General features: G+C 65.9%; 18 protein-coding genes. 8 read left to right on the forward strand and 10 right to left on the reverse strand.

Annotation, left to right across the window (positions count from 1 at the left end; genetic code table 11):
* Nucleotides 1–56: 56 nt before the first annotated feature.
* From RT424_RS08030 to RT424_RS08045, 4 genes are all read right to left on the reverse strand, one after another.
* Nucleotides 57–1,490, reverse strand: a complete 1,434-nt coding sequence (locus RT424_RS08030) for a glutamate synthase subunit beta (protein ID WP_313436065.1) — start codon at nucleotides 1,488–1,490, stop codon at nucleotides 57–59.
* Between the two features lie 17 nt (nucleotides 1,491–1,507).
* A complete protein-coding gene (gene gltB, locus RT424_RS08035; RefSeq protein WP_313436068.1) occupies nucleotides 1,508–6,145 on the reverse strand; it encodes a glutamate synthase large subunit in 4,638 nt (1,545 codons plus the stop codon).
* Between the two features lie 251 nt (nucleotides 6,146–6,396).
* Complete coding sequence (locus tag RT424_RS08040) at nucleotides 6,397–8,232, reverse strand: hypothetical protein (protein ID WP_313436071.1); 1,836 nt, start codon at nucleotides 8,230–8,232, stop codon at nucleotides 6,397–6,399.
* A gap of 64 nt (nucleotides 8,233–8,296) precedes the next feature.
* Nucleotides 8,297–9,508, reverse strand: coding sequence for a TIGR04063 family PEP-CTERM/XrtA system glycosyltransferase (locus RT424_RS08045; protein ID WP_313436074.1), 1,212 nt, complete (start codon nucleotides 9,506–9,508; stop codon nucleotides 8,297–8,299).
* A gap of 64 nt (nucleotides 9,509–9,572) precedes the next feature.
* On the opposite strand from RT424_RS08045, the gene RT424_RS08050 reads away from it, so the two are divergent.
* The 4 genes from RT424_RS08050 to RT424_RS08065 all read left to right on the forward strand — a co-directional run bounded on the left by RT424_RS08050 (nucleotide 9,573) and on the right by RT424_RS08065 (nucleotide 12,921).
* Nucleotides 9,573–9,812 (forward strand): hypothetical protein, encoded by a 240-nt coding sequence (locus tag RT424_RS08050; RefSeq protein ID WP_313436076.1) that lies wholly within the window; start codon nucleotides 9,573–9,575, stop codon nucleotides 9,810–9,812.
* Nucleotides 9,805–11,199, forward strand: a complete 1,395-nt coding sequence (locus RT424_RS08055) for a putative O-glycosylation ligase, exosortase A system-associated (protein ID WP_313436079.1) — start codon at nucleotides 9,805–9,807, stop codon at nucleotides 11,197–11,199. Before RT424_RS08050 ends, RT424_RS08055 begins: the two co-directional genes overlap by 8 nt.
* Before the next feature lie 169 nt (nucleotides 11,200–11,368).
* Nucleotides 11,369–12,064, forward strand: coding sequence for a response regulator transcription factor CtrA (gene ctrA / locus RT424_RS08060; RefSeq protein ID WP_021233000.1), 696 nt, complete (start codon nucleotides 11,369–11,371; stop codon nucleotides 12,062–12,064).
* Between the two features lie 140 nt (nucleotides 12,065–12,204).
* Complete coding sequence (locus tag RT424_RS08065; protein WP_313436081.1) at nucleotides 12,205–12,921, forward strand: tRNA (guanine(46)-N(7))-methyltransferase TrmB; 717 nt, start codon at nucleotides 12,205–12,207, stop codon at nucleotides 12,919–12,921.
* A 228-nt stretch (nucleotides 12,922–13,149) separates the two neighbouring features.
* Here the strand turns inward: RT424_RS08065 and RT424_RS08070 are convergent, their stop codons facing one another.
* Nucleotides 13,150–15,411 carry an NADP-dependent malic enzyme gene (locus RT424_RS08070; RefSeq protein ID WP_313436084.1) on the reverse strand — a complete coding sequence of 754 codons (2,262 nt, stop codon included), beginning with the start codon at nucleotides 15,409–15,411 and terminating at the stop codon, nucleotides 13,150–13,152.
* Nucleotides 15,412–15,561: 150 nt separating this feature from the next.
* On the opposite strand from RT424_RS08070, the gene mutS reads away from it, so the two are divergent.
* The gene (gene mutS / locus RT424_RS08075; RefSeq protein WP_313436173.1) at nucleotides 15,562–18,159 is read left to right on the forward strand and encodes a DNA mismatch repair protein MutS; all 2,598 of its coding nucleotides are present in this window, start codon (nucleotides 15,562–15,564) and stop codon (nucleotides 18,157–18,159) included.
* 28 nt (nucleotides 18,160–18,187) lie between these two features.
* Here the strand turns inward: mutS and RT424_RS08080 are convergent, their stop codons facing one another.
* The 5 genes from RT424_RS08080 to gluQRS all read right to left on the reverse strand — a co-directional run bounded on the left by RT424_RS08080 (nucleotide 18,188) and on the right by gluQRS (nucleotide 21,354).
* Nucleotides 18,188–18,508: a hypothetical protein gene (locus tag RT424_RS08080; RefSeq protein WP_313436087.1), complete on the reverse strand. Its 321-nt coding sequence runs from the start codon at nucleotides 18,506–18,508 to the stop codon at nucleotides 18,188–18,190.
* A 250-nt stretch (nucleotides 18,509–18,758) separates the two neighbouring features.
* Nucleotides 18,759–19,628, reverse strand: a complete 870-nt coding sequence (locus tag RT424_RS08085) for a 3-hydroxyacyl-CoA dehydrogenase NAD-binding domain-containing protein (protein WP_313436090.1) — start codon at nucleotides 19,626–19,628, stop codon at nucleotides 18,759–18,761.
* A gap of 58 nt (nucleotides 19,629–19,686) precedes the next feature.
* Nucleotides 19,687–20,256 carry a cob(I)yrinic acid a,c-diamide adenosyltransferase gene (locus RT424_RS08090; RefSeq protein ID WP_313436094.1) on the reverse strand — a complete coding sequence of 190 codons (570 nt, stop codon included), beginning with the start codon at nucleotides 20,254–20,256 and terminating at the stop codon, nucleotides 19,687–19,689.
* A 10-nt stretch (nucleotides 20,257–20,266) separates the two neighbouring features.
* Nucleotides 20,267–20,500: an HIG1 domain-containing protein gene (locus RT424_RS08095; RefSeq protein ID WP_313436097.1), complete on the reverse strand. Its 234-nt coding sequence runs from the start codon at nucleotides 20,498–20,500 to the stop codon at nucleotides 20,267–20,269.
* Complete coding sequence (gluQRS, locus tag RT424_RS08100) at nucleotides 20,497–21,354, reverse strand: tRNA glutamyl-Q(34) synthetase GluQRS (protein ID WP_313436099.1); 858 nt, start codon at nucleotides 21,352–21,354, stop codon at nucleotides 20,497–20,499. The genes RT424_RS08095 and gluQRS overlap by 4 nt, the downstream gene beginning before the upstream one ends.
* Before the next feature lie 239 nt (nucleotides 21,355–21,593).
* Here gluQRS and RT424_RS08105 point away from each other — a divergent pair, with 239 nt between their 5' ends.
* The 3 genes from RT424_RS08105 to RT424_RS08115 all read left to right on the forward strand — a co-directional run bounded on the left by RT424_RS08105 (nucleotide 21,594) and on the right by RT424_RS08115 (nucleotide 23,873).
* Nucleotides 21,594–22,202, forward strand: coding sequence for an HNH endonuclease (locus RT424_RS08105; protein WP_313436102.1), 609 nt, complete (start codon nucleotides 21,594–21,596; stop codon nucleotides 22,200–22,202).
* Nucleotides 22,203–22,305: 103 nt separating this feature from the next.
* Nucleotides 22,306–23,646, forward strand: a complete 1,341-nt coding sequence (glmM, locus tag RT424_RS08110) for a phosphoglucosamine mutase (protein WP_313436105.1) — start codon at nucleotides 22,306–22,308, stop codon at nucleotides 23,644–23,646.
* The gene (locus tag RT424_RS08115) at nucleotides 23,646–23,873 is read left to right on the forward strand and encodes a DUF1272 domain-containing protein (RefSeq protein WP_086492625.1); all 228 of its coding nucleotides are present in this window, start codon (nucleotides 23,646–23,648) and stop codon (nucleotides 23,871–23,873) included. The genes glmM and RT424_RS08115 overlap by 1 nt, the downstream gene beginning before the upstream one ends.
* Nucleotides 23,874–23,996: the final 123 nt, after the last annotated feature.

The raw sequence follows: 23,996 nt of genomic DNA on the forward strand, positions 1-23,996 counted from the left end.
ACGAAAAAGGGCGCCCCTTGCGGAGCGCCCTTTCCCGAAATCGAGGTTTACCGGGCTTAGCGCGGCAGTTCGGAAACGCCCATGAGCGCCTCGTCCACGGCGCGCGCGCACTGGCGGCCTTCGCGAATCGCCCAGACCACCAGCGACTGGCCACGGCGCATGTCACCGCAGGAGTAGATGGCGGGGTCGCTGGTGCGGTAGTCGGCCATGGTGGCCTTGACGTTGCCGCGTGCGTCCAGATCGACGCCCGACTGGTCGAGCATGCCGGCCTTGCGCGGGCCGACGAAGCCCATGGCGAGCAGGATGAGGTCGGCCTGGAGCGTGAACTCGCTGCCTGCCACTTCCTGCATCTTGCCGTCCTTCCACTCGACGCGGACGCATTCGAGGGCGCGCACGTCGTTGTCGCCGATGACGCGCTTGGTCAGCACGGCCCAGTCGCGCTCGACGCCTTCCTCGTGGCTGGACGAGGTGCGCAGCTTGAGCGGCCAGTTCGGCCAGGACATCGCCTTGTTTTCATGCAGCGGCGGCTTGGGCATGATTTCCAGCTGGGTGACCGAAGCGGCGCCCTGGCGGTTCGAGGTGCCCACGCAGTCGGAACCGGTGTCGCCGCCGCCGATGACGATGACGTGCTTGCCGGTGGCCGAAAGCGTGCCGCGCGGGGCGGCGCGAACTTCATCGTCGCCCGCGTTGCGCTTGTTCTGCTGGGTCAGGAACTCCATCGCGAAGCGCACGCCGGGCAGTTCGAAGCCCGGAATGTTCAGCGGACGCGGATCCTCGGCGCCGCCCGCGAAGACGACGGTGTCGAAGTTTTCCTTCAGCGAGGCGACCGACACGGTCACGCCGACTTCGGTGGAGGTGCGGAATTCCACGCCTTCCGCCATCATCTGCACGAGACGGCGGTTGATGAGGTGCTTCTCCATCTTGAAGTCGGGGATGCCGTAGCGAAGCAGGCCGCCAACGCGGTCGCTCTTCTCGAACACGGTTACCGAGTGGCCGGCGCGGGCGAGCTGCTGCGCGCAGGCCATACCGGCCGGGCCGGAGCCGACCACGGCGACGGACTTGCCGGTCTTCTTCGTGGCGGGCTTCGGCGTGATCCAGCCTTCCTGCCAGCCCTTGTCGACGATCGCGCATTCGATCGACTTGATGGTGACGGGCTGGTCCACGATGTTCAGGGTGCAGGCAGCCTCGCAGGGTGCGGGGCAGATGCGGCCGGTGAACTCGGGGAAGTTGTTGGTCGAGTGGAGGACTTCCAGCGCGTTGCGGAAGTCGTCCTCGTAGACCAGGTGGTTCCAGTCCGGAATGATGTTGTTGACCGGACAGCCGGTGTGGCAGTGCGGCACGCCGCAGTTCATGCAGCGCGAAGCCTGGTCCTTGAGCGCCTGCGGCGCCAGCGGGACGACGAACTCGTTGTAGTTCTGGAGGCGCTCCTTGGCATCGCCATAGGTGCGGTCCTGGCGGTCCAGTTCGAGGAAGCCGGTTTCCTTGCCCATCTTACTAATTCCCGATCTTATTCTGCTGCGACCGAAGCGGCTTCGAGGCGTTCCGCCTCCTGCTGGCGCAGAGCCTTCGCATAGTCGCGCGGCATCACCTTGACGAACTTGCCCAGCGCGTTCGACCAGTCGTCGAGCAGTGCGCGGGCCCGCTTCGAGCCGGTGTGCAGGTGGTGGCGTTCGAGCAGGATGCGCAGGCGCTCCGCATCGTGGCGCAGCATGTCGCCCATGCCCAGGTCGCGGACCGAGACGGTGCGCTGCTGGGGACGGCCCGTTCCTTCATCCTCGTCGGCTTCGGCCGAGATGCGGATGAGATCGACCATCGCCGGGTTCACCAGCTTGTCGAACTCGCCGTCCTCGTCATAGACGTAGGCGATGCCACCGGACATGCCTGCCGCGAAGTTGCGGCCGGTCTTGCCGAGCACCGTTACCACGCCGCCGGTCATGTATTCGCAGCCGTGATCGCCGCAGCCTTCGACGATCGCGATCGCACCCGAGTTGCGGACCGCGAAGCGCTCGCCGCCGACGCCGTTGAAGAACGCCTCGCCGGAGATCGCGCCGTAGAGCACGGTATTGCCGACGATGATGTTCTTGAGCGGATCGCGGTTCACGTGGCCGGGCTGGCGCACGATCACGCGGCCGCCGGACAGGCCCTTGCCGACATAGTCGTTAGCATCGCCGGTCAGGTCGAGCGTGACGCCGTGGGCGAGCCAGGCGGCGAAGCTCTGGCCGGCGACGCCGGTGAGCTTCACGTTGATCGTGTTGTCGGGCAACCCGTCATGGCCGTAGCGACGGGCCACTTCGCCCGAGAGCATCGCGCCGACCGTGCGGTTGACGTTGATGACGCTCTTTTCGATGCGCACCGGCTGGCGGTTGTCCAGCGCATCGGCGGCGCCCGCGATCAGCGCATTGTCGAGCGCGTTCTCGAGGCCGTGGTCCTGCACTTCGCTCCAGCCCAGCGAGGGGCTGTCGCCCAGCGGGGCCTGGTAGAGGACCTTGGAGAGGTCCACGCCCTTGGCCTTGTAGTGCGAGATCGCCTTCTTCATGTCGAGCTTGTCGACGCGGCCGACCATTTCGGCGATCGTGCGGAAGCCCAACTGGGCCATGATCGCGCGCAGTTCTTCGGCAACGAAGAAGAAGTAGTTGATCACGTGCTCGGGCTGGCCGGTGAAGCGGGCGCGCAGGACGGGGTCCTGGGTGGCGACGCCGACCGGGCAGGTGTTGAGGTGGCACTTGCGCATCATGATGCAGCCTGCCGCGATCAGCGGAGCGGTGGCGAAGCCGAACTCCTCCGCGCCGAGCAGCGCGGCGACGGCAACGTCACGGCCGGTGCGCAGGCCGCCGTCGGCCTGGACCACCACGCGGCTGCGCAAGTTGTTGAGCAGCAGGGTCTGCTGGGTTTCGGCCAGGCCGATTTCCCAGGGCGAACCCGCGTGGGTAAGCGAGGTCAGCGGCGAGGCGCCGGTGCCGCCTTCGTAGCCCGAGATCGTGATGTGATCCGCGCGCGCCTTGGAGACGCCCGCAGCCACGGTGCCCACGCCCACTTCGGACACCAGCTTCACCGAGACGCGGCTGGTCGGGTTCACGTTCTTGAGATCGTGAATGAGCTGCGCGATGTCTTCGATCGAGTAGATGTCGTGGTGCGGCGGCGGCGAGATCAGGCCGACGCCCGGGGTCGAGTGACGGGTGGCGCCGATGGTCTTGTCCACCTTGTCACCGGGCAGCTGGCCGCCTTCGCCGGGCTTGGCGCCCTGGGCCATCTTGATCTGGATGTCGTCGGCATTGACCAAGTATTCGGTGGTCACGCCGAAGCGGCCCGAAGCGACCTGCTTGATCGACGAACGCATGGTGTCGCCGTTCGGCAGGGGCTTGAAGCGCGAGGGATCCTCGCCGCCTTCGCCGGTGTTCGACTTGCCGCCGATGCGGTTCATCGCCATCGCCAGCGTGGTGTGCGCCTCCCACGAGATCGAGCCGTAGCTCATCGCGCCGGTGGCGAAGCGCTTCACGATCTCGCTGGCGGGTTCCACCTCGGAGATGTGGATCGCCTGGCTGGGCGCGAATTCCATCAAACCGCGGATGGTGAGCATCCGGGTCGACTGGTCGTTGATGGTGCGGGCGAATTCCTCGTACTTGGCGGGGATATTGCCGCGAACCGCGTGCTGGAGCGCGCCGATGTTCTCGGACGTCCAGGCATGTTCCTCGCCGCGCACGCGCGCGCCGTAGATGCCGCCGACGTCGAGCATGTTGGCGTAGATCGGGTTGTCGCCGTAGGCAGCGTCGTGGCGCTGCACGGTTTCCGCCGCGATCTCGGCCAGGCCCGCGCCCTCGATCGAGGTGGCGGTTCCGGTGAAATACTTGTCCACGAAAGCGGTCGAGAGGCCCACGGCGTCGAAGATCTGGGCGCCGCAATACGACTGGTAGGTCGAGATGCCCATCTTGGACATGACCTTACGGATGCCCTTGCCGATGGCGTAGACGTAGTTCTTCGCCGCCTGCTCCGCCGTCACCGGCAGGTTCTTGCGGACGCGCACGGCTTCGATGGTTTCGAGCGCGAGATAGGGGTTGATCGCTTCCGCGCCGTAGCCGGCCAGAGCGCAGAAGTGATGCACTTCGCGCGCTTCGCCGGTTTCCACGACGAGGCCGGTCTGCATGCGCAGGCCCTGGCGGACGAGGTGGTGGTGGACGGCGGCCGTCGCCAGCAGTGCCGGCATCGGGATGCGGTCCGGGCCCTGGGCGCGGTCGGACAGGACGAGGATGTTCTTGTCCGCCAGCACCGCTTCGGTCGCGGCCCAGCACATTTCCTTGATCGCCATCTCCAGCCCCTCGACGCCCGAAGCGGCGTCCCAGGTCATGTCGATGGTCTCGGTGCGGAAGGCGCCGTCAAGCGCGGCTTCCACCGAGCGGATCTTGGCGAGGCCGAGATCGGTCAGAATCGGCTGGCTGACTTCCAGGCGCTTGTGGCTGCCCGCGTCATGGCCGAGCAGGTTCGGGCGCGGGCCGATCATGGTGACCAGGCTCATCACCAGTTCCTCGCGGATCGGGTCGATCGGCGGATTGGTGACCTGAGCGAAGTTCTGCTTGAAGTAGTCGTAGAGCAGGCGCGACTTGTTCGACAGCACCGGGATCGGCGTGTCGGTGCCCATCGAGCCGAGCGGGTCGTCGGCATTGACGGCCATCGGTTCGAGGAAGCGGCTAACGTCTTCCTGCGTGTAACCGAAGGCCTGCTGGCGATCGAGCAGGGTGCCGGTCGGTTGGGGCAGCTCGGCCAGTTCCGGTTCGATCACGTCGAGATCGGCCAGCTTGTACTGCGCCTGTTCGAGCCACTTTTCGTAGGGCTCTTCGTTGGCGAGCTGGGTCTTGATCTCTTCGTCTTCGATGATGCGGCCCTGCTCGAAGTCGATCAGGAGCATCTTGCCGGGCTGGAGGCGCCACTTGCGGACGATATTGTCTTCCTTGATCGGAAGCACGCCCGATTCCGACGCCATGACGCAGATGTCGTCATCGGTGACGAGGAAGCGCGCGGGGCGTAGACCATTGCGGTCGAGCGTGGCGCCGATCTGGCGGCCATCCGTGAAGGCCACGGCGGCGGGACCGTCCCACGGCTCCATCAGGGCGGCGTGATATTCGTAGAACGCGCGGCGTTCCGGCGTCATCAGCGCATTGCCCGCCCAGGCTTCCGGGATGAGCATCATCATCGCGTGGACGAGCGGATAGCCGCCCGCCAGCAGCAGTTCGAGCGCGTTGTCGAGGCAGGCGGTGTCCGACTGGCCGTGCGGGATCAGCGGCCACATCTTGTCGAGATCGGCGCCGAGCAGCTCCGATTCCATGGTGCGGCGGCGGGCGTTCATCCAGTTCACGTTGCCGCGAACCGTGTTGATCTCGCCGTTGTGGGCCATGAAGCGGAACGGGTGCGCCAGCTTCCAGCTCGGGAAAGTGTTGGTCGAGAAGCGCTGGTGGACGAGGCCGAGCGCAGAGACGAACTCGGGGTTGCGCAGGTCGTCGTAGAACGAGCCGACCTGGGTTGCCAGCAGCAGGCCCTTATAGACGATCGTGCGGCTGGAGAAGCTCGGCATGTAGAGCTCGGTCAGGCCGGGCAGGTTGTGCTTCTGGGCCATGGCCTCGAGCGGGTTCTGCGTCTGCTTGCGGATCGCCAGGATCTTGCGCTCGAACGCGTCCTGGTCGGCGCAGTTGTCACCGCGGCCGACGAAGCACTGGCGGATCACCGGCATCGATTCGATCACGGTCTTGCCGAGGCCGTCGAGCGTGACGGGCACGTCGCGCCAGCCGATCAGGTGCTGGCCTTCCTTGGCGATGAACTTCTCGAAAGTCTGCGTGATCAGGTCGCGGCTGGCCTGGTCCTGCGGCAGGAAGCACATGGCGACGGCATAGTCGCCCGCCTTGGGCAGATCGGCGCCGGTGGCGGCGGCCCAGCTGCGGAACAGGGTATCGGGAAGCTGCGTCAGGATTCCTGCGCCGTCGCCCAGCAGGGGGTCGGCACCCACCGCACCGCGGTGGTCAATATTTTTAAGGATTTCCAGCGCCTGAGTAATGATAGCATGCGTTTTCTGGCCTTTGATATGGGCTACGAAGCCCACACCACAAGCATCGTGTTCGTTACGCGCATCATAAAGGCCCTGGGGCTTAGGAAATCCCATCGATAAAAACCCATCCTGTCATTTTTTGCCGGGGACCTTGTCGCGCCCCCACGCGCACGAATCGTGCGGCGCCGGCTACGCGTCATGGTGGTCCCTTGCGCCCCCATGACGATTACGGGCCGCTTTTGCAATGGTGAAGGGAGGGCCCCGCGCAAAATTTAGTGCGTGTGCGCAGGAAAAAAGGGAATTTTGTTATGCGAAGATGCGTCTCAGTTGCGTGAAACGCGTTTCGAGGCGGCAAACGGACTGAATCAGGCGGCGCCGCTCATGCGCTGCAAGGTGGCCAGAGCGGTGCGCAGGGCCTTTTCCGTTTCGTCCGGATCCGGGCGGGCGGGCGGATCGAACGGGCGGAGTGCGGCGCCTTCCTCGTCCTGTGAAGCGGCGGCGTCGGACGCGAACGCTTCGGTGGCGTCATCGTCGAAGCGCACGAAGTTCTGGCGCGGCGATGGCCGCGAAAGCTTCAGCAGCGACGAGTAGCCGTTCGCGAGGACGGCTTCCTCCTCTTCGCCTTCGGCTTCGTCGGGCTCGAAATCTCGGGAAAGCGGGTTGAAGGCCGCGTACTTCCCGCTGTCGTCCGACTCTTCCTCTGCTTCGTCGATTACCGCCGGGAAGGCGTTGGGCGCCAGCGCGATATGGCGGGGCGGGACATAGCCCGGCAGGGCATCGTCCAGGCTGTCGCCATCGAAGACGTCGAAGCCGACGGGGCGGAGCGCGGCAGGGATGCGCGTGGTGGCGGCGGGAGCGATCTGGCCCTCGTCATCGGGAATGGATCGCAGCGGCGCGGTAAAAGGCGCGACGGAGGCGAGCCTCGGCAGGAGAGAGCCGAGCGGACGCGAAGCCTCGGTCGTGGCATCGGCAATGTCGTCCGGCCCCGCTGCTTCAGGGCCTGCTGCTTTAGGGCCTGCTGCTTCTGGGGCTACGTCCGGCACCGCGAAGGAGGGCGTCGATTCGGTCAGGAATGCCTCGGCGCGTTGGCGACGCGCCTGCTCCATCGCCAGGGCAAGACGTTCCAGCAACTCGATCTGCGAAAGATCGTCGAGCCGGGCACCGGCAATGCGCAGTGCCGCCAGCGTGCCGTCCTCTTCCGATCGAATCGGTGCGAGAGCGGGAGTGGCTTCCACGGCCTTGTCCTCACTAAGCAGCCGGTCGGCCTCGGGTTCCGGGCGCTCATCGGCCAGCGTACGCGAGTAGGTCTCGAACAGACGATTGCTCAGGTCTTCCGGATTGCGATCCAGCGTCGGGGCGGGACGGGCAGGTGCTGCGTCCTCATCCTCGGCGACGGCCCAGCGAGCGGGCGAAAACGTGTGGGCGTCCTGACGGGGGTCCAGCCACTCGGGAATCCGGCCGAACGGGCCGTGGTCTTCATCGGTGCCCGGACGGTCGGCATCGTCGCCGGCTGGCGACAACTGGGAATCTTCGCCGGCGGGCGACAACTGGGCATCTTCGTTGGGGGGAGACCACTCTGCCTCAAGCGGTCCGGCGTCGTGCTCGGTCACAAGGGCGCCTGAGTCTTCGCCGTCGGACCCGTTCAGGGTCGGCGCAAGGAAAGCGTGCGAAGCGGGCGGCAGGGCGGGATCGACCAGTCCCGCCGCTTCGACAGCTTCCAGATCGAGGTCGGAGAGATTGAGGATCGGCGGCTGTTCGCCGCCCGGCTGCTGCACTTCCTGTTCGGCGGGGGAAGAGGCGTCCTCGGCCACCAGCGAGAAGGCGCGACGGCGGCGGGGTGCATTCGGCGTGGCCGAAACCGGGGCGGGCTCGGCGGCCTCTGCGTCATCGGCGCCCGAGAAAGGCATGCGGGCGGGCGCGTCTTCCGTCTGGGCCACGCGGCGGCCGGCGAGAAGGCCGATCAGTCCGCCCAGGCCGGTGAGCGACAGCGCGAAAAGGATGCGGGCCGTCGTGCCCAGCGGGGGCGCGGCCATCGGCACCAGCTTGGCGATTCCCGTGGCGGCGACGATCCGCTCAATCAGTGCCGCGCTGACGATTATCGAGCCCAGCCCGAACAGGGCGGCAAACCACAGGGCGACGATCGCCGGGAACAGGGGATGGCGGCTGATCGGCTGGGGATTCCTGTTCTCTGGTTTCGCCACGTTCATTAACCCCGTTCTGAGATCGCAATATGGTTGTTGGCCCGCTCTCGCAGCGGTTTACGGCCTAAAGAGGTGCCACCATTTGGTAAACGTCTTTATAATGGCGAACATTGGCGGCCCAATTGTGCCGTTTTCGGACATGTTCGCGGCCCGCGTCACGCAAGGTGTCCCACGATTCCCGCGCTTCCAGCAGATCCGCCAGTGCCCGGGCGCAGGCGGCGGGATCGTCGGGGGCGAAGAGCGTGCCGGTCAGGCCGTGCGTCATCAGTTCGCGGTGGCCGCCCACGTCGCTGGCGGCGACGAGCTTGCCCTGCGCCATGGCCTCCAGCGGTTTGAGCGGAGTCACCAGATCGGTAAGGCGGCTTTTCTTGCGCGGATAGGCCATGATGTCGGCCAGGGCATAATAACGCTCCACCTCGTGATGCGGAACGCGGCCGATGAAGCGGATCGCCTCGGCGGCAGGGGATGACTTCGCCTGATCGCGCAGGGCCGCCTCGCGCGGGCCACCGCCGACCAGCAGCAGCCGCGCATCGGGCTGGCGTTCCAGCAGCAGCGGCATGGCGGCGATCAGGTCGTCCAGCCCTTCGTAGTCATAGAAACTGCCGATGAAGCCGATCACCGGGCAGGGTTTGCCGTCGATCTCGAAGCCGAGTTCGCGGGCCAGTCCGGTATCGCGCGGCGGGGGAGCGCCGAACAGATCGAGATCGACGCCGTTCGGCATTCTGGAGATCCTGCCCGCAGGCACGCCGCGCGCGATCAGGTCGTCGCGAAGGCCGTCGCAGATCGTCACCACGGCGTCGGCGCGGGACACCACGCGATTCTCCAGCGCGCGGGTCAGCCGATACTTCAGCGAACCCTCGGTGCCGGTGCCGTTGCCCACGGCGGCGTCTTCCCAGAAGGCGCGGATTTCGTAGACCAGCGGGAGGCCGTGGCGGCGCGCCACACGCGCGGCTGCCGCGCCGCAAAGCGAAGGGGAGTGCGCATGGAGCAGGTCCGGCCGCCATTCGCGGACCACGCGGTCGATCGATTCGGCGAACAGACCGATCTCGCGCCATTCGCGCAGGCCCACCGGTCCGGCGACGGACCCCGTCGTGCGATGAAAAGACAGCCCTTCCGCTTCTTCGATCGCCGGGCCCGGAGCCTTGTGGCGAATTCCGGTGATCCCGCGTACTTCGTAGCCCATCGCCTGCTGCGCCTTCAGGATCGCGCGGGTCCGGAAGGTGTAGCCGCTGTGCATCGGCAGCGAATGGTCGAGGACGTGGAGGATGCGAGTCATGAGAGTTTCCTATGTCCGCAAGGCTTAACGCCGCGTCAACTCGGCACTGCTAGGCCCTGCACCGATGGTGGACATCCTTGCCCTTGCCGTAAGCCACGGACTGCTGGCGCTTGCCGCATGGCGGCTGCTGTTCCGCCCGGACCTCGACGTGGAAACCGGGTCGGAGAAGCCTGCCTCCGGGGAGGACGCGTCCCTGCGGGCATCCCGCGCGGCAAGGCCGATCCGGCGCGAGATGCGCTGGCCATCCGGCAAGTCGCCGGGCGAAATTAGGGGCGAGGGTGGGGGAGAGGCCGAGGATGCTTGACCTTGCGCTCACCGGTTTCGTGGTCTGCTTCCTGCTGTTGGGATTCCGGCGCCCGTTCCTCTGGGTGCTGTGCTATCTCTATGTGGACATCGTCAGCCCGCAGATCATTTCGTGGGGCATTCTGGCCCGCCTGCCGATCTCGCTCATGGCCTTCGCCGCCGCTTTCCTCGGCTGGCTGGCCTTCGACGACAAGCGCGATTCGCGCTTTACGCTGCGGCAGGGCATTCTCGTGCTGCTGCTGCTCTATTGCGGCTTCACCACCTGGACCGCGGCCTACCCGGAAGCGGCGGCGGAGAAGTGGGCCTGGGTGTGGAAGGCGCTGGTCTTCGCGATCTTCCTGCCGTTCACCTTGCGCACGCGGCTCAGGATCGAAGCGGCGGCGCTGGTGATGGTGCTGGCGGCCAGCGCGCTCATCATCGACGGCGGCCTCAAGACCGTGGGCGGCGGCGGCGGCTACGGCACGCTGCGGATCTTCGTGGAGAACAACACCGGGCTTTACGAAGGCTCGATTCTCTCGGCGGTGGCGATCTCGATCATTCCCATCGCGCTCTGGCTGGTCCGGCACGGCACCGTGTTTCCGGCCGATTGGCGCGTCACTCTCTTCGCGGCCGGGTTGATCTTCGCCTGCGCGCTGATCCCGGTGGGAACGCAGGCGCGCACGGGACTGGTGTGTCTGGGCGTGCTTTGCCTGTTCTATCTCAGGACGGTGCGCCACAAGGTGCTGATCGCCGGGGGCATGGCGTTGGCGCTGGTGGTGGCCGTGCCGTTCCTGCCCCCCGCATTCCTGGCGCGCATGGGTACTATCGAGAATCACGAGGCCGACCAGTCCGCCGGCACCAGGCTGGGCGTGTGGAAGTGGACCTGGGACTACGTGAAGGACCATCCCCTGGGTGGCGGCTTCGTGGTCAATCAGGCGAGTCGCGTCGAATACGACACGGTGATGCGCAAGACGGTGGACGGCAGCACCGTGATCAGCCGCGAACACATCGTGGAAGAAGGCCGAGCGTTCCATTCGAGCTACTTCGAGATGCTGGGCGAACAAGGCTTTCCCGGCTTTGCGCTGTGGATGCTGCTCCAGCTTACCGGTCTGTTGCAGATGGAGCAGATCCGTCGTCGCTGGAAGCGGCGCACCGGAGCGGACGAGGCCTGGGTGGCGCCGCTGGCGATTGCGCTTCAGCTTGCCCAGGTTGTCTATCTGATCGGTTCGCTGTTCGTGGGCATAGCTTTCCAACCCTTCATCCTCATGCTGATCGGGGTGCAATGCGGGCTCTGGAGCTATCTCAAGCGGATCGAAAGTGCTCCTTCGTTGGACCTGCCGCGATCGTCGGATCGTCGCGCGGCGGCGGGCGGAATCGGCGTTAAGATCGGCGCCGAAGCCGGGGCTTGAGAAGTTTTAATCCTAACGCCCGCAGAAAACGTAGGCCTCTGAAAAGCCCGGAGCATCCCTGTTTACGGCAAATTAACCTTTAACCTTCATTGCTCCTATGGTTAATACACGGAAATATCCGTTCCGGCTGGGGATTTGAGCCGAGACGGGGGGCGAAAGGGAATTTTCGATGCGAGTGCTGCTGATCGAGGATGAACCGACTACTGCGCGGGCCATCGAACTCATGCTGACCGCCGAAGGCTTCAACGTCTACTCCACCGACCTTGGTGAAGAAGGCCTCGATCTCGGCAAGCTCTACGATTACGACATCATTCTGCTCGACCTCAACCTGCCCGACATGCACGGGTACGACGTGTTGAAGAAGCTGCGCGTCGCCAAGGTGCAGACGCCGGTGCTGATTCTCTCTGGTATCTCCGAAATGGATTCGAAGGTCCGCTCGTTCGGCTTCGGCGCCGACGATTACGTGACCAAGCCGTTCCACCGCGAGGAACTGATCGCGCGTATCCATGCCGTCGTCCGCCGCTCGAAGGGCCATTCGCAGTCGGTCATCCGCACCGGCAAGCTGGTGGTGAACCTCGACGCCAAGACCGTCGAGGTCGATAGCGCCCGCGTGCACCTGACCGGCAAGGAATATGCGATGCTGGAGCTGCTTTCGCTCCGTAAGGGCACTACGCTGACCAAGGAAATGTTCCTCAACCACCTCTACGGCGGCATGGACGAACCGGAACTGAAGATCATCGACGTCTTCATCTGCAAGCTGCGCAAGAAGCTGGCCCACGCCTGCGGCGGCGCCAACTACATCGAGACGGTCTGGGGCCGCGGCTACGTGCTGCGCGATCCGGACGAGCTTCAGGAAGTCGCCTGAACCCTACCCCTTGCGCCTCGATGAGGTGTGAAGGAACGGCCTGCCCCCAAGGGTGGGCCGTTTCGCTTTGGGCGCCGGTTTCGTTTTTGATGATCGGCCAACGTTGACCTCGTCCCGCAACGGTGTCAGGGCCCCGCGCCATGACGGCTCACAAATCCGGCGATCCGACCACGCTGAACCGCCTCTACGGCCGCGCCAAGGGCAAGCCCCTGCGCGCGGGCCAGCAGGGGCTGGTCGATAACCTGCTGCCGCGAATCGCGGTTCCCCTCGAAGGCCCGGTCACGTCCGAGCTGCTGTTCGGCGACGACCGCCCGATGCATTTCGAGATCGGCTTCGGGGGCGGCGAGCATATGGCGGGAAGGGCCGACATGTTGCCCAACCACGGCTTCATCGGCGCAGAACCGTTCATCAACGGTGTCGCGCAGGCGCTGACCCACGTCGCGGGGGACAACGGGGCCGGCACGCCGCTGGGCAACGTGCGCATCCATCACGGCGACGCGCTGGAAGTGCTCTCGCGGATTCCCGACGCATCGCTATCGTTCCTCTACCTGCTGCACCCGGACCCCTGGCCCAAGGCGCGCCATGCCAAGCGGCGCATGATGAACGACGGCCCGGTGGACATGTTCGCGGCCAAGCTGAAGCCCGGCGGCGAGTTCCGCTTCGGCACCGACCATGCCGTCTACGTGCGCCACGCGCTGATGGTGATGCAGCGCCATACCGACCAGTTCGAGTGGCTCTGCGACAAGCCGCAGGACTTCCAGGTCCGTCCGGGCGGCTGGCCGGAAACGCGCTACGAGAACAAGGCGCGCACGGTCTACGGGCATGAGGTCTGGTATTTCCGCTATCGGCGGAAGTGATCGGGGCGCGTCGGCAGAATGACGTCGTGAAGACGCCGTCGTCCCGGACTTGATCCGGGACCGCTGGCCGTGAACGGCCCACCCATCGGTTGGGGCGCAGTGGGCGCTCTTCTGCCAGTTTCCGCCTAAAGAACGCCAGCGGTCCCGGATCAGGTCCGGGACGACGGTCTTTCTAAACGCGGCATTTCCGAAAAAAGGCGCCCGGATCATACCGGGCGCCTTTTTCTTTTACCCGGCAACCCCGGCCGCAGCCAGCACGGCCAGCGTCAGCACGTCCGGTGCCAGCGCCGTCATCGGCACGATCTGCACGGGCTTTTCCGCGCCCAGCAGCATCGGCCCGATCGAGGTCGTGCCGCCGATCTCCTTGAGCAGCTTGGCCGAGATATTGGCCGATTGCAGGCCCGGCATGATCAGCACGTTCGCCGGCGCCGACAGGCGGCTGAACGGATAGAGCTTCATGATCTTCGGGTTCAGCGCGGCGTCCGGCGCCATTTCGCCTTCGTACTCGAAGTCCACCTGCTGCTCGTCGAGGATGCGGATCGCCTCGCGGGTCTGCTCCAGCCACTTGCCTGAGGGATTGCCGAAGGTGGAGTAGCTGAGGAAGGCCACGCGCGGCTCGTGGCCCAGGCGGCGGGCGACGGCGGCGGTTTCCTTGGCGATCACCACCAGCTGCTCGGCGGTGGGGCGCTCGTTGATGGTGGTGTCGGCCATGAACACCGTGTGGTTCTTGCCCACCAGTAGGTGAATGCCGAAAGCGAGCTTGCCCTCGGCCGGGTCGAGCACGCGGCGCACTTCCTTGATGGACTGCGCGAAGGGGCGGGTCATGCCGGTCACCATCGCATCGCCCACACCCAGCTTGAGCAGGCCGGAGGCGAAGATGTTGCGGTCGGTATTGACCATGCGCTGCACGTCGCGCTGGAGGAAGCCGCGGCGCTTCAGGCGCTCGTAGAGCATCTCCACCATCGGCGCGACGTGATCGGAGACCATCGAGTTCTCGATATGGTAGCTCTCGGGATCGGCGACGCCGAGTTCCGCCATCTTGTCGAGGATGACCTGGGTGCGGCCGACCAGGATCGGTTCGCCGTAGCCGAAGTCGCGGTACTGGATCGCGGCGCGCAGGACGACTTCGTTGTCCGCTTCGGCGAAGATCATGCGCTTGGGATTGGCGCGGACCTGTTCGTAGACGCGGGTGAGCACCGAGGTGGTCGGATTGAGGCGGGCCTTGAGCTGGTCGCGGTAGGCCTCGAAGTCCTCGATCGGGCGGGTGGCGACGCCGGAATCCATCGCCGCCTTGGCGACGGCCATCGACACCACTTCCATCAGGCGCGGATCGAAGGGCGCGGGGATGATGTAGTCGCGGCCGAACTGCTGCGATTCGCCGTAGGCCGCGGCGACGTCTTCATGGACCTGCTCGCGCGCCAGTTCGGCAATGGCCTTGGCGGCGGCGATCTTCATCTCTTCGTTGATGGCGGTGGCCGAAACGTCCAGCGCGCCGCGGAAGATGAAGGGGAAGCCCAGCACGTTGTTGACCTGGTTCGGATAGTCCGAACGGCCGGTGGCGACGATCGCGTCGGGACGCACGGCCTTGGCTTCGGGCGGGGTGATTTCCGGGTCAGGGTTGGCCATGGCGAAGATGATCGGCTGGGGCGCCATCGATTTCACCATCTCGGGCGTGATCGCGCCCTTGGCCGAGAGGCCGAGAACGACGTCCGCGCCGACCAACGCCTCGGTCAGCGTGCGCCTGTCGGTCTTGACCGCATGGGCGGACTTGAACTGGTCCACCCGCTCGCGGCCCGGATAGATCACGCCCTTGGTGTCGCAGACCAGCACGTTCTCGTGGCGCACGCCCATCGACTTGATCAGCGCGGTGCAGGCCAGTGCCGAGGCGCCGGCGCCGTTCACCACCACCTTGATCTCGTCCAGCTTGCGGCCGGTGATGAGGCAGGCGTTGATAAGACCGGCGGCGGCGATGATCGCGGTGCCGTGCTGGTCGTCATGCATTACCGGGATGTTCATGCGTTCGCGCAGCGCCTGCTCGATGATGAAGCACTCGGGCGCCTTGATGTCTTCGAGGTTGATGCCGCCGAAGCTGGGTTCCATCATGGCGATGGCCTCGATCAGGGCTTCGGTGTCCTCGCTGGCCAGCTCGATGTCGATCGAATCGACGTCGGCGAAGCGCTTGAAGAGCACGGCCTTGCCTTCCATCACCGGCTTCGAGGCGAGGGCGCCGAGGTTGCCCATGCCCAGGATCGCGGTGCCGTTCGAGATCACCGCAACGAGGTTGCCCTTGGCGGTGTAGTCGTAGGCCGTGGCGGGATCGTCGGCGATCGCCTGGACCGGAACGGCGACGCCCGGCGAATAGGCAAGGCTGAGGTCGCGTTGCGTGGCCATGGGCTTTGACGCAATGATCTCGATCTTACCGGGGCGGATGGTGTTGTGATAGAACAGCGCCTCGCGCTCGGTGAACTGGACCTTGGACTTTTCGGACAAGCGATTTCTCCCGATTTGGGTCTGGCCCTAACGAATGTTATCGCGACGCGATAGGGGAAAGGCACCGCGTCTGCGCTTCCCTTAAAGGGGCCGGCGGCGCTAACGCTCGATCCCATGAGCGGACATTCTGACAAGGCGGGCGTGACCCCGATGATGGCCCAGTACCTGGCCCTGCGCGAGGTGGCCGGTGACTGCCTGCTGTTCTACCGGATGGGCGACTTCTTCGAGCTGTTCTTCGAGGATGCGAAAATCGCAAGCCAGGTGCTCGATATTGCACTTACCACAAGGGGCGAACACGGCGGCCAGCCGATCCCGATGTGCGGCGTGCCGGTCCATGCGGCGGAGGGCTATCTCGCCCGACTGATCAAGGCCGGTTGCCGCGTGGCCATCGCCGAGCAGACCGAGACGCCGGCCGAGGCCAAGGAGCGCGCCCGAAAGGAAGGCCGGGCTTCCAAGGCACTGGTGGCGCGCGATATCGTGCGCTTCATCACGGCGGGCACGCTGACCGAGGAATCGCTGCTGGAGCCGCGCCGCGCCAATGTGCTGGCGGCGGCCTGTGATCTGCGCGGCACGCTCGGCATCGCCGCCTGCGACATCTCCACCGGCCGCATGGTGCTGGAAGAGTGTCCGCCGGAGCGGCTGGGCGCGGCGCTGGCGCGGTTGGGCGCGAGCGAGTTGGTCGTGCCGGAAGGCTGGGAACTGGCGCCCGACGGTGCGATCCCGCGTTCCGCGCACGAGTTCTCCTCCGACGGCGGAGTTGAGCGATTGAAGCTGGTCCACGGCGTCGCCACGCTCGACGGCTTCGGAACGTTCACCCGCGCCATGCTGGCGGCGGCGGGCGGCCTCATCGCCTATCTCGACCATGTCGGGCGCGGCAAGCTGCCGCTGCTGCTGCCGCCCGAGGCGCGCAGCAGCGATGCGGCGCTGGCGATGGACGAGGCGACGCGGGCCAGCCTGGAAATTCTCGAATCGTCAGCTGGCGGGCGCAAGGGTAGTCTGGTCGAGGCGATCGACCGCTGCGTCACCGGCGCCGGTGCGCGCCAGTTGGCCGAAGACCTCTCCGCCCCGCTGATGGACCGCCATGCCATTGCCGAGCGGCTGGAACTGGTCGAATGGCTCCACGACGATGCCCTGCTGCGCGAAGACATGCGCACGGCCTTGCGGGCGCTGCCGGATGTGGGCCGCGCGCTGGGCCGCGTTGTGGCGGGGCGGGGTTCTCCACGCGACCTCGGCCAGCTTCGCGACGGTCTTTCCGGTGCGCGGCGGATCGGTGAGCGGCTGGCGCAGATGGAGGGCCTGCCGGTCCTGTTGGACCGCCTGATGCCGGACCTCGGCGGTCATGCCGCGCTTACCGATCACTTCGCGCAGGCGCTGGTGGAATCCCCGCCGACCGAGCGCGGGCAGGGCGGCTATATCGCCGGAGGCTACGATGCCGCGCTGGACGAACTGCGCGTCACGTCGGGCAATGCCCGCCGCGCCATCGCCGCGCTGGAGGCGAAATACCGCGAGGAAACCGGCGTCGCCGCGCTGAAGATCAAGCACAACAACGTGCTCGGCTACTTTATCGAAGTGCCGCAGCGTCATGCCGACAAGCTGCTGGAGCCGGACAGCGGCTTCTCGCACCGCCAGACGATGGCAGGCGCCATGCGCTTCAACGCGCTCGCCCTGCATGAGGAGGCAAGTCGCATCACCGAGGCGGGCGCTCATGCGCTGGCCGCCGAGGAAGCGCATTTCGAGGAACTGGTGGCCGAAGCGGTCGCCGCCCGCCATGGGATTGCCCGCACTGCCGCCGCGCTGGCGCGGCTCGACGTGGCCGCCGGACAGGCCGAGCGGGCGGCCGAAGGCGGCTGGACGCGGCCCGAAGTGGTGGACGGCCTCTCGCTCGATATCGAGGGCGGCCGTCATCCGGTGGTCGAGGCGGCGCTGAAGGTTCAGGGCGAGCGTTTCGTTGCGAACGACTGCCGCCTTGCCAGCCATGACCGGCTGTGGCTGATCGGCGGCCCCAACATGGGCGGTAAGTCGACTTTCCTGCGCCAGAACGCGCTGATCGTGCTGCTGGCGCAGGCGGGCGGCTTCGTGCCTGCCCGGTCGGCGCGGATCGGCATGGTGGACCGCCTGTTCAGCCGCGTCGGTGCATCCGACAATCTCGCGCGCGGGCGTTCGACCTTCATGGTCGAGATGGTGGAAACCGCCGCGATCCTTTCGCAGGCGACCGAGCGTAGCTTCGTCATCCTCGACGAAGTGGGGCGCGGCACTTCGACCTATGACGGCCTAGCGCTGGCCTGGGCGGTGGCGGAAGCGGTCCATGAAACCAACCGCTGCCGTTGCCTCTTCGCGACCCACTATCACGAAATGGCGCGCCTGGGAGAGACGTGCGAGGCGCTCTCGCTCCATCACGTCCGTGCGCGCGAGTGGAAGGGCGAACTGGTGCTGCTGCACGAACTCGCCGAAGGCCCGGCGGACCGCAGCTACGGCCTCGCCGTCGCGCGATTGGCGGGGGTGCCGCCAAAGGTCATCAGCCGCGCCAAATCGGTGCTGGAGAAGCTGGAGAAGGGGCGAGCAGAGACGGGTGGTCTCGCCGCTGGTCTGGGCGATTTGCCGCTGTTCGCGGCGGCGCAGGAAGCTCAGGAGGAACAGTGCGACGTCCTGCGGGATAAGCTGCGGGACATGGATATCGACGCCCTGACGCCGCGCGACGCGCTGGAAATCCTCTACGACCTCAAGCGCGAGGCGGGCACGGAACCCTGACCTCGCGCCGGAGCGCCCTGAGGTAGTCTCAGCTGTCGTCTTCGGCGAAATCCTCATCGGCGGCGTTCTGCGTGCCGTAGCGGTTTTCGAGGTCGTCCATCGTCTCTTCGCCGCGATAGGCGGACATGTCGATCACGCCGCTGGTGTCCATCTGGTTCATGTGATCGACGAGATCCTCGATATCGTCCTCATCGGCGATGCCGCCCTTCACTTTTTCGCTGTCCTCCAGGCCCAGGCCGCTGGAGGCGCGGCCTTGCGCTTCCTCGGCCAGGGTTTGGGCCTGGGTATCTTCTTCGTCCTGCTCGGGATTGACCGTTTCCGGTGCGCGGTCGTCGGGGCGTTCGCTCATTGCAGCTCTCCTTTGCCGAACTAACGGTTAGGCCGCGCGCCGGGTTCCGGTCTTGTATGAAGCGTTCCGAAAGAAGGACTCAGAGTGCGTTTGAAAATTCGCTGAAGGCGAATTTTGCGGCACCGGCCCCCCGTAGTCCTCAGGCGCCCCCACCCTACCACCCGCAGGATACTACCGTTGGGTGGTAGGGTGGGGGCGTGGGCCGGCGCCGCTCTAAAAATGCCCTTATGGGCATTTTTCAAACGAGCCCTCAGCGGGTGGGGACGGGAACCTCGCCGGAGTAGTCGTAGAAGCCCCGACCCGTCTTGCGGCCGTACCAGCCGGCTTCGACGTATTTCTGGAGCAGCGGCGCCGGACGATACTTGGGATCGCCGGTGGTGGCCTGGAACACCTTCATGATCTCGTACAGCGTATCGAGGCCCACGAAATCGGCGAGGGTCAGCGGGCCCATCGGATGATTGGCGCCCAGTCGCATGCCCGCGTCGATATCCTCGACCGAGGCCAGCCCCTCGCCCAGCACGAAGATCGCCTCGTTGAGCAGCGGGCAGAGGATGCGGTTGACCACGAAACCTGGCGCATCGCCGGCCAGCACCACTGTCTTGCCCAGCGCCTCACCGAAGGTCTTCATCCGCGCGGTGGTTTCCTCGGATGTCGCAAGGCCGGGGATCACCTCGACAAGGCCCATGACCGGCACCGGATTGAAGAAGTGAAGCCCGCAGAACCGCGTCGGATCGGGCGAGGCGGCCGCCATGCGGGTGATCGGAATCGAGCTGGTGTTGGAGGCGAGGATCGCGTTCGCGCCCAGCACTTCGCCCGCGGCGGAGAAGATCTTGAGCTTGATGTCCTCACGCTCGGTGGCGGCCTCGATGATCAGGTCGCAATCGCCCATGCCGGAATAGTCGCCGGCAGTGGTGATGCGGGGGAGCAGCGCGTCCACTTCGGACTGGGCGATCTTCTCCTTGGCCACCAGCCGGGCGAGGCCCTTGGCGATGCCGGCCTTGCCCTTTTCCGCGTTCTCGATCGCAATATCGGACAGGATCACGTCCATGCCCTTTCCGGCCACGGTCTGGGCGATGCCCGAACCCATGATGCCCGCGCCGATAATTCCCACTTTCCGCACTGCCGAACTCCTCTGCTGTTGCGCCGCAAGGACTAGCATCGGCGCACGGGCCAGGAACCTAGCGATTCTGGCCGGGCACCCAAAGCACGTCGTCGGCCCCATTGGCATTCACCGCCCGGGCGAGGACGAAGAGGTAGTCGCTGAGCCGGTTGAGATAGCCGAGCGCGGCGGGATTGGCGGGGACTTCGGCGGCCATGGCAACGGCGGCGCGCTCGGCCTTGCGGGCGGAGGCGCGGGCGATATGGACGCGCGCGGCGGCCTCGCTGCCGCCGGGCAGGATGAAGCTGCGCAGCGGCTGGAGATGAGCGTTGATCGCGTCGATCTCGCTTTCCAGCCAGGTCACTTGCGAAGGCACGATGCGCAACGTCATTTCGCCGGGGGTGAAGTCGTCTCCGGGAGTGGCGAGATCGGCACCGAGGTCGAACAGGTCGTTCTGGATACGGGTAAGCACGGCGCCATGCGGCGTTTCGGTCAGCGCGCAGACGGCCAGTCCGATCGCGCAATTCGTCTCGTCCACCGCGCCGATCGCCTCCATGCGCGGCGCGTATTTCGGCAGGCGGGAGCCGTCGACGAGGCCCGTGGTGCCGTCGTCACCCGTGCGGGTGTAAATCTTGTTGAGCTTTACCAAGGAGAAATCCCTAACGCGCCATCGCGAGGAGGATGGCGCAGACGATCACCGCCGCCGCCTGATACTTGATGCGGTTGAACATCATCTTGTTCTGGAGAAGCTGGTTCGCGGTCGGTTCGGTGGAGCCCGGATCGCGGTTCAGGTCTTCCTTCGTGCCCTGCATGAAGGCCACGATGCCGCGCACGAGGCTGACGACGACCAGGATCATCAGGATGATGATGATCGGGATGAGAATAGTGCTCATGCCCCTTGGTCTACGCCTGCCGAGAGCGAAATGCCAGCCGGGAAGCGGCCTTGTCGGAGCGCCTCCACGATGGCTGGCCCGTCCTCTCCGGCACGCCTGCGATCGCCGAGCGAAGGCGCGCCGCGCCGCTTGGCGAGCTTGCGTCCATCGGGTTCGATCAGCAGCGGGTGATGGTGCCAGAGCGGTACTGGGAGTCCGAGCAGGGCCTGTAGCAGGCGGTGGACGTGACTGGCGGGGAAAAGGTCCATGCCGCGCGTGACGAGGGTGATGCCGTCCGCCGCATCGTCCAGCGTGGCGCCGAGGTGATAGCTGGCCGGCAGGTCTTTCCGCAGCAGAACGACATCGCCGAATATCTCCGGTGCCGCCGTCTGCGTGCCCGCTGCTTCGTCGGTCCATTGGAGCGGGCCGGTCAGGTCGAGCGCGCCCGTGACGTCCAGTCGCCAGGCCGCGCCATCAGGATCGACATCGCGATGGCGGCAGGTGCCGGGATAGACCGGGCCGTCCGGACCCATCGTGGTCGCGGCGGCGGCGATCTCGGCGCGGGTACAGCGGCAGGGGTAGAGCAAGCCCATGGCCTTCAGGCGCTCGCCCGCTGCGGCATAGCTGTCCAATCGATGCGACTGGAAGCGGACTTCCCCGTCCCAGGCCCCATCTCGGATGAGCCCGAGCCATGCGAGATCGAGGAAGAATTCCTCGACGAACTCGGCGCGGCTGCGCTCGCCGTCGATATCCTCGATTCGCAGCAGGAATTCGCCGCCCCTGTCGCGGGCGAGATCGTGCGCGACCATGGCTGCATAGGCATGGCCCAGGTGCAGGGGGCCGTTGGGGCTGGGGGCGAAGCGCGTGCGGATCATTGCTTCCGCTCCTAGCCGGGCGGGCGTCGGTCGCAAGTGGGTAAGACTGTGGACAAGAGTTGGGTAAGGACGGGACAGGCTGTTGGCGGTGTGTGGACAGCTTGTGGAATCCTTGTGGCGAACCTGTGGATTGTTGTATGGAGCGGCCCCCGTCTCGGCTTGACGCCGACTCGCGTAGATGCTGCAAAGAAACGCATGAGCTGCCATGAAACCGCAATCCGGGCCTGCGACAGGAGGCCATGCTCAAGTCGGAGCTGATAGAGCGCGCGGCCCGGTTCCGCAGCGCGGAGGATGACCCCTCCCGAAGTCTTTCCGACTGTCCTGCCTTAGTGCTCAATGCGGATTACACGCCGCTTTCCTATTACCCTCTCAGCCTCTGGCCCTGGCAGACCGCGATCAAGGCGATCGTCCTTGAAAGAGTGGACATCATCTCCACGTACGACCGGGTGGTCCACAGCCCCAGCTGGTCGATGCAGATCCCCTCGGTGATCGCGCTCAGGCAATATGTCCGGCCTTCCGAATTTCCCGCCTTCACCCGCTTCAACCTCTTCCTCCGCGACCGGTTCAGCTGCCAGTATTGCGGTTCCCCCCATCAACTGACGTTCGACCACGTCGTCCCGCGCCGTCTGGGTGGCAGGACAAGCTGGGAAAACATCCTCACCGCCTGCGCGCCCTGCAACCTCAAGAAGGGCGGCCGCACGCCCAAGCAGGCGAACATGCCCCCGCTGGTGGCGCCGATCCGGCCGACGAGCTGGCAATTGCAGGAACGCGGCCGGGCCTTCCCCCCCAATTACCTCCACGAAACCTGGCGCGACTGGCTCTACTGGGACATCGAGCTGGAAGCCTGAGGGGCAGTCTGTCCACCATGGCAATTTACAGAATCCGGCGTTAGTGGGAACGAGGAGCCGTGCCGTCATCCGGCATTAACGAGACAGACTCCAAGGGGAGGTCATGAGCAGACAGTTCTTCGGCACCGACGGCATTCGCGGTCGCACCAACCAGGGCGCGATGACCGCCGCCATTGCCATGAAGGTCGGCCAGGCGGCCGGCACGCGCTTCCTGCGCGGCACCCACCGTCACCGGGTGGTGATCGGCAAGGACACGCGCCTGTCCGGCTACATGCTGGAGAACGCGATGGTCGCGGGCTTTACCAGCGTGGGCATGGACGTTGTGTTGCTCGGCCCGATGCCGACCCCGGCGGTCGCGCTGCTGACCCGCGAGTTGCGCGCCGACGTCGGCGTGATGATCTCTGCCAGCCATAACCCTTACGAGGACAACGGCATCAAGCTGTTCGGCCCGGACGGCTTCAAGCTTTCCGACGAGGACGAGATGGCGATCGAGGCCCTGCTAGGGCAGGATATCCCGCTCGCCGCCTCCGAAGACATTGGCCGCGCCCGCCGCATCGATGACGCGGGCGGCCGCTACATCCACGCCGTCAAGCGCTCGCTGCCCGAGGCCGTGCGCCTGGACGGCTTCAAGATCGCGCTCGATTGCGCCAATGGCGCCGCCTACCAGGTCGCGCCTTCCGCGCTGTGGGAACTCGGCGCGGAGATCGTGGCCGTCGGCGTTTCGCCCAATGGTCGCAATATCAACGCCAAGTGCGGCTCCACCCACGTCGAGATGCTCCAGGAGACCGTGGTGTCCTCGGGCGCGGATATCGGCATCGCCCTCGACGGCGACGCCGACCGCCTGATCGTGGTGGACGAAAAGGGCAAGACCGTGGACGGCGACCAGATCATGGCGCTGATCGGCACCCAGCTTGCAGCGCGAGGCGCGCTTCGGGGCGGCGGTGTGGTGGCCACGGTCATGTCGAACCTCGGCCTCGAACGCTATCTGCAAGGGCAGGGGCTCACCCTCGAACGCACCAAGGTGGGCGACCGCCACGTGCTCGAACGCATGCGCTCGGGCGGTTTCAATGTCGGCGGCGAACAGTCCGGCCACATGATCCTGCTGGACCATGCCACCACCGGAGACGGCACCGTCGCGGCGCTTCAGGTACTGGCCGCGCTGGTCCAGTCGGGCAAGCGGGCGAGTGAACTGCTCCATCTCTTCGATCCGGTGCCGCAACTGCTGCGCAATGTGCGCTTCTCGGGCGGGCAGCCGCTGGAGGCCGCCAGCGTCAAGAGCGCCATCGCCGATGCGGAAGCCTCGCTCAACGGTAGCGGACGCCTCGTCATCCGTGCCTCGGGCACCGAACCGCTGATCCGGGTGATGGCGGAAGGCGACGATGCCGGACAGGTGGAGGCCGCCGTGGCCTCGATCTGCGCCGCCGTGGAAGAGGCTGCCGCCTGATGGCTCTCGAAATGCGCCCCGACTGCGAACGCTGCGGCACCGACCTCCCGGCCGATGCCCCCGGCGCGTTCATCTGCAGCTTCGAATGCACCTACTGCGCGGAATGTGCAGACGACCTCGACGAGCTTTGCCCCAATTGCGGGGGCGAACTGCTGGACCGACCGACGCGGGCGAAGCGGCATTTCGATTCCGCGCCGCCTTCGAAGGAGCGCAGGTTCAAGGGGTAGAATAGAGCAGGGGAGCCCAAAGTCTTTCTTGGGCCCCCTGTATCCCCAATACCGTCTAGGTCACGCCCCGCCTATCGGTTGTGTGCTCATGGTTGCGTCTGGAGACTTTTTGGCTGCGCCGCA

The sequence above is a fragment of the Novosphingobium sp. genome (assembly GCF_032093395.1).
Classification (GTDB): Bacteria; Pseudomonadota; Alphaproteobacteria; order Sphingomonadales; family Sphingomonadaceae; genus Novosphingobium.

Coding starts and splice junctions, on each gene's coding strand:
- RT424_RS08030 (WP_313436065.1), bottom strand. CDS start 1,490: ATGGGCAAGGAAACCGGCTTCCTCGAACTGGACCGCCAGGACCGCACC.
- gltB (WP_313436068.1), bottom strand. CDS start 6,145: ATGGGATTTCCTAAGCCCCAGGGCCTTTATGATGCGCGTAACGAACAC.
- RT424_RS08045 (WP_313436074.1), bottom strand. CDS start 9,508: ATGACTCGCATCCTCCACGTCCTCGACCATTCGCTGCCGATGCACAGC.
- RT424_RS08050 (WP_313436076.1), top strand. CDS start 9,573: ATGGTGGACATCCTTGCCCTTGCCGTAAGCCACGGACTGCTGGCGCTT.
- RT424_RS08055 (WP_313436079.1), top strand. CDS start 9,805: ATGCTTGACCTTGCGCTCACCGGTTTCGTGGTCTGCTTCCTGCTGTTG.
- ctrA (WP_021233000.1), top strand. CDS start 11,369: ATGCGAGTGCTGCTGATCGAGGATGAACCGACTACTGCGCGGGCCATC.
- RT424_RS08065 (WP_313436081.1), top strand. CDS start 12,205: ATGACGGCTCACAAATCCGGCGATCCGACCACGCTGAACCGCCTCTAC.
- mutS (WP_313436173.1), top strand. CDS start 15,562: ATGATGGCCCAGTACCTGGCCCTGCGCGAGGTGGCCGGTGACTGCCTG.
- RT424_RS08080 (WP_313436087.1), bottom strand. CDS start 18,508: ATGAGCGAACGCCCCGACGACCGCGCACCGGAAACGGTCAATCCCGAG.
- RT424_RS08095 (WP_313436097.1), bottom strand. CDS start 20,500: ATGAGCACTATTCTCATCCCGATCATCATCATCCTGATGATCCTGGTC.
- gluQRS (WP_313436099.1), bottom strand. CDS start 21,354: ATGATCCGCACGCGCTTCGCCCCCAGCCCCAACGGCCCCCTGCACCTG.
- RT424_RS08105 (WP_313436102.1), top strand. CDS start 21,594: ATGCTCAAGTCGGAGCTGATAGAGCGCGCGGCCCGGTTCCGCAGCGCG.
- glmM (WP_313436105.1), top strand. CDS start 22,306: ATGAGCAGACAGTTCTTCGGCACCGACGGCATTCGCGGTCGCACCAAC.
- RT424_RS08115 (WP_086492625.1), top strand. CDS start 23,646: ATGGCTCTCGAAATGCGCCCCGACTGCGAACGCTGCGGCACCGACCTC.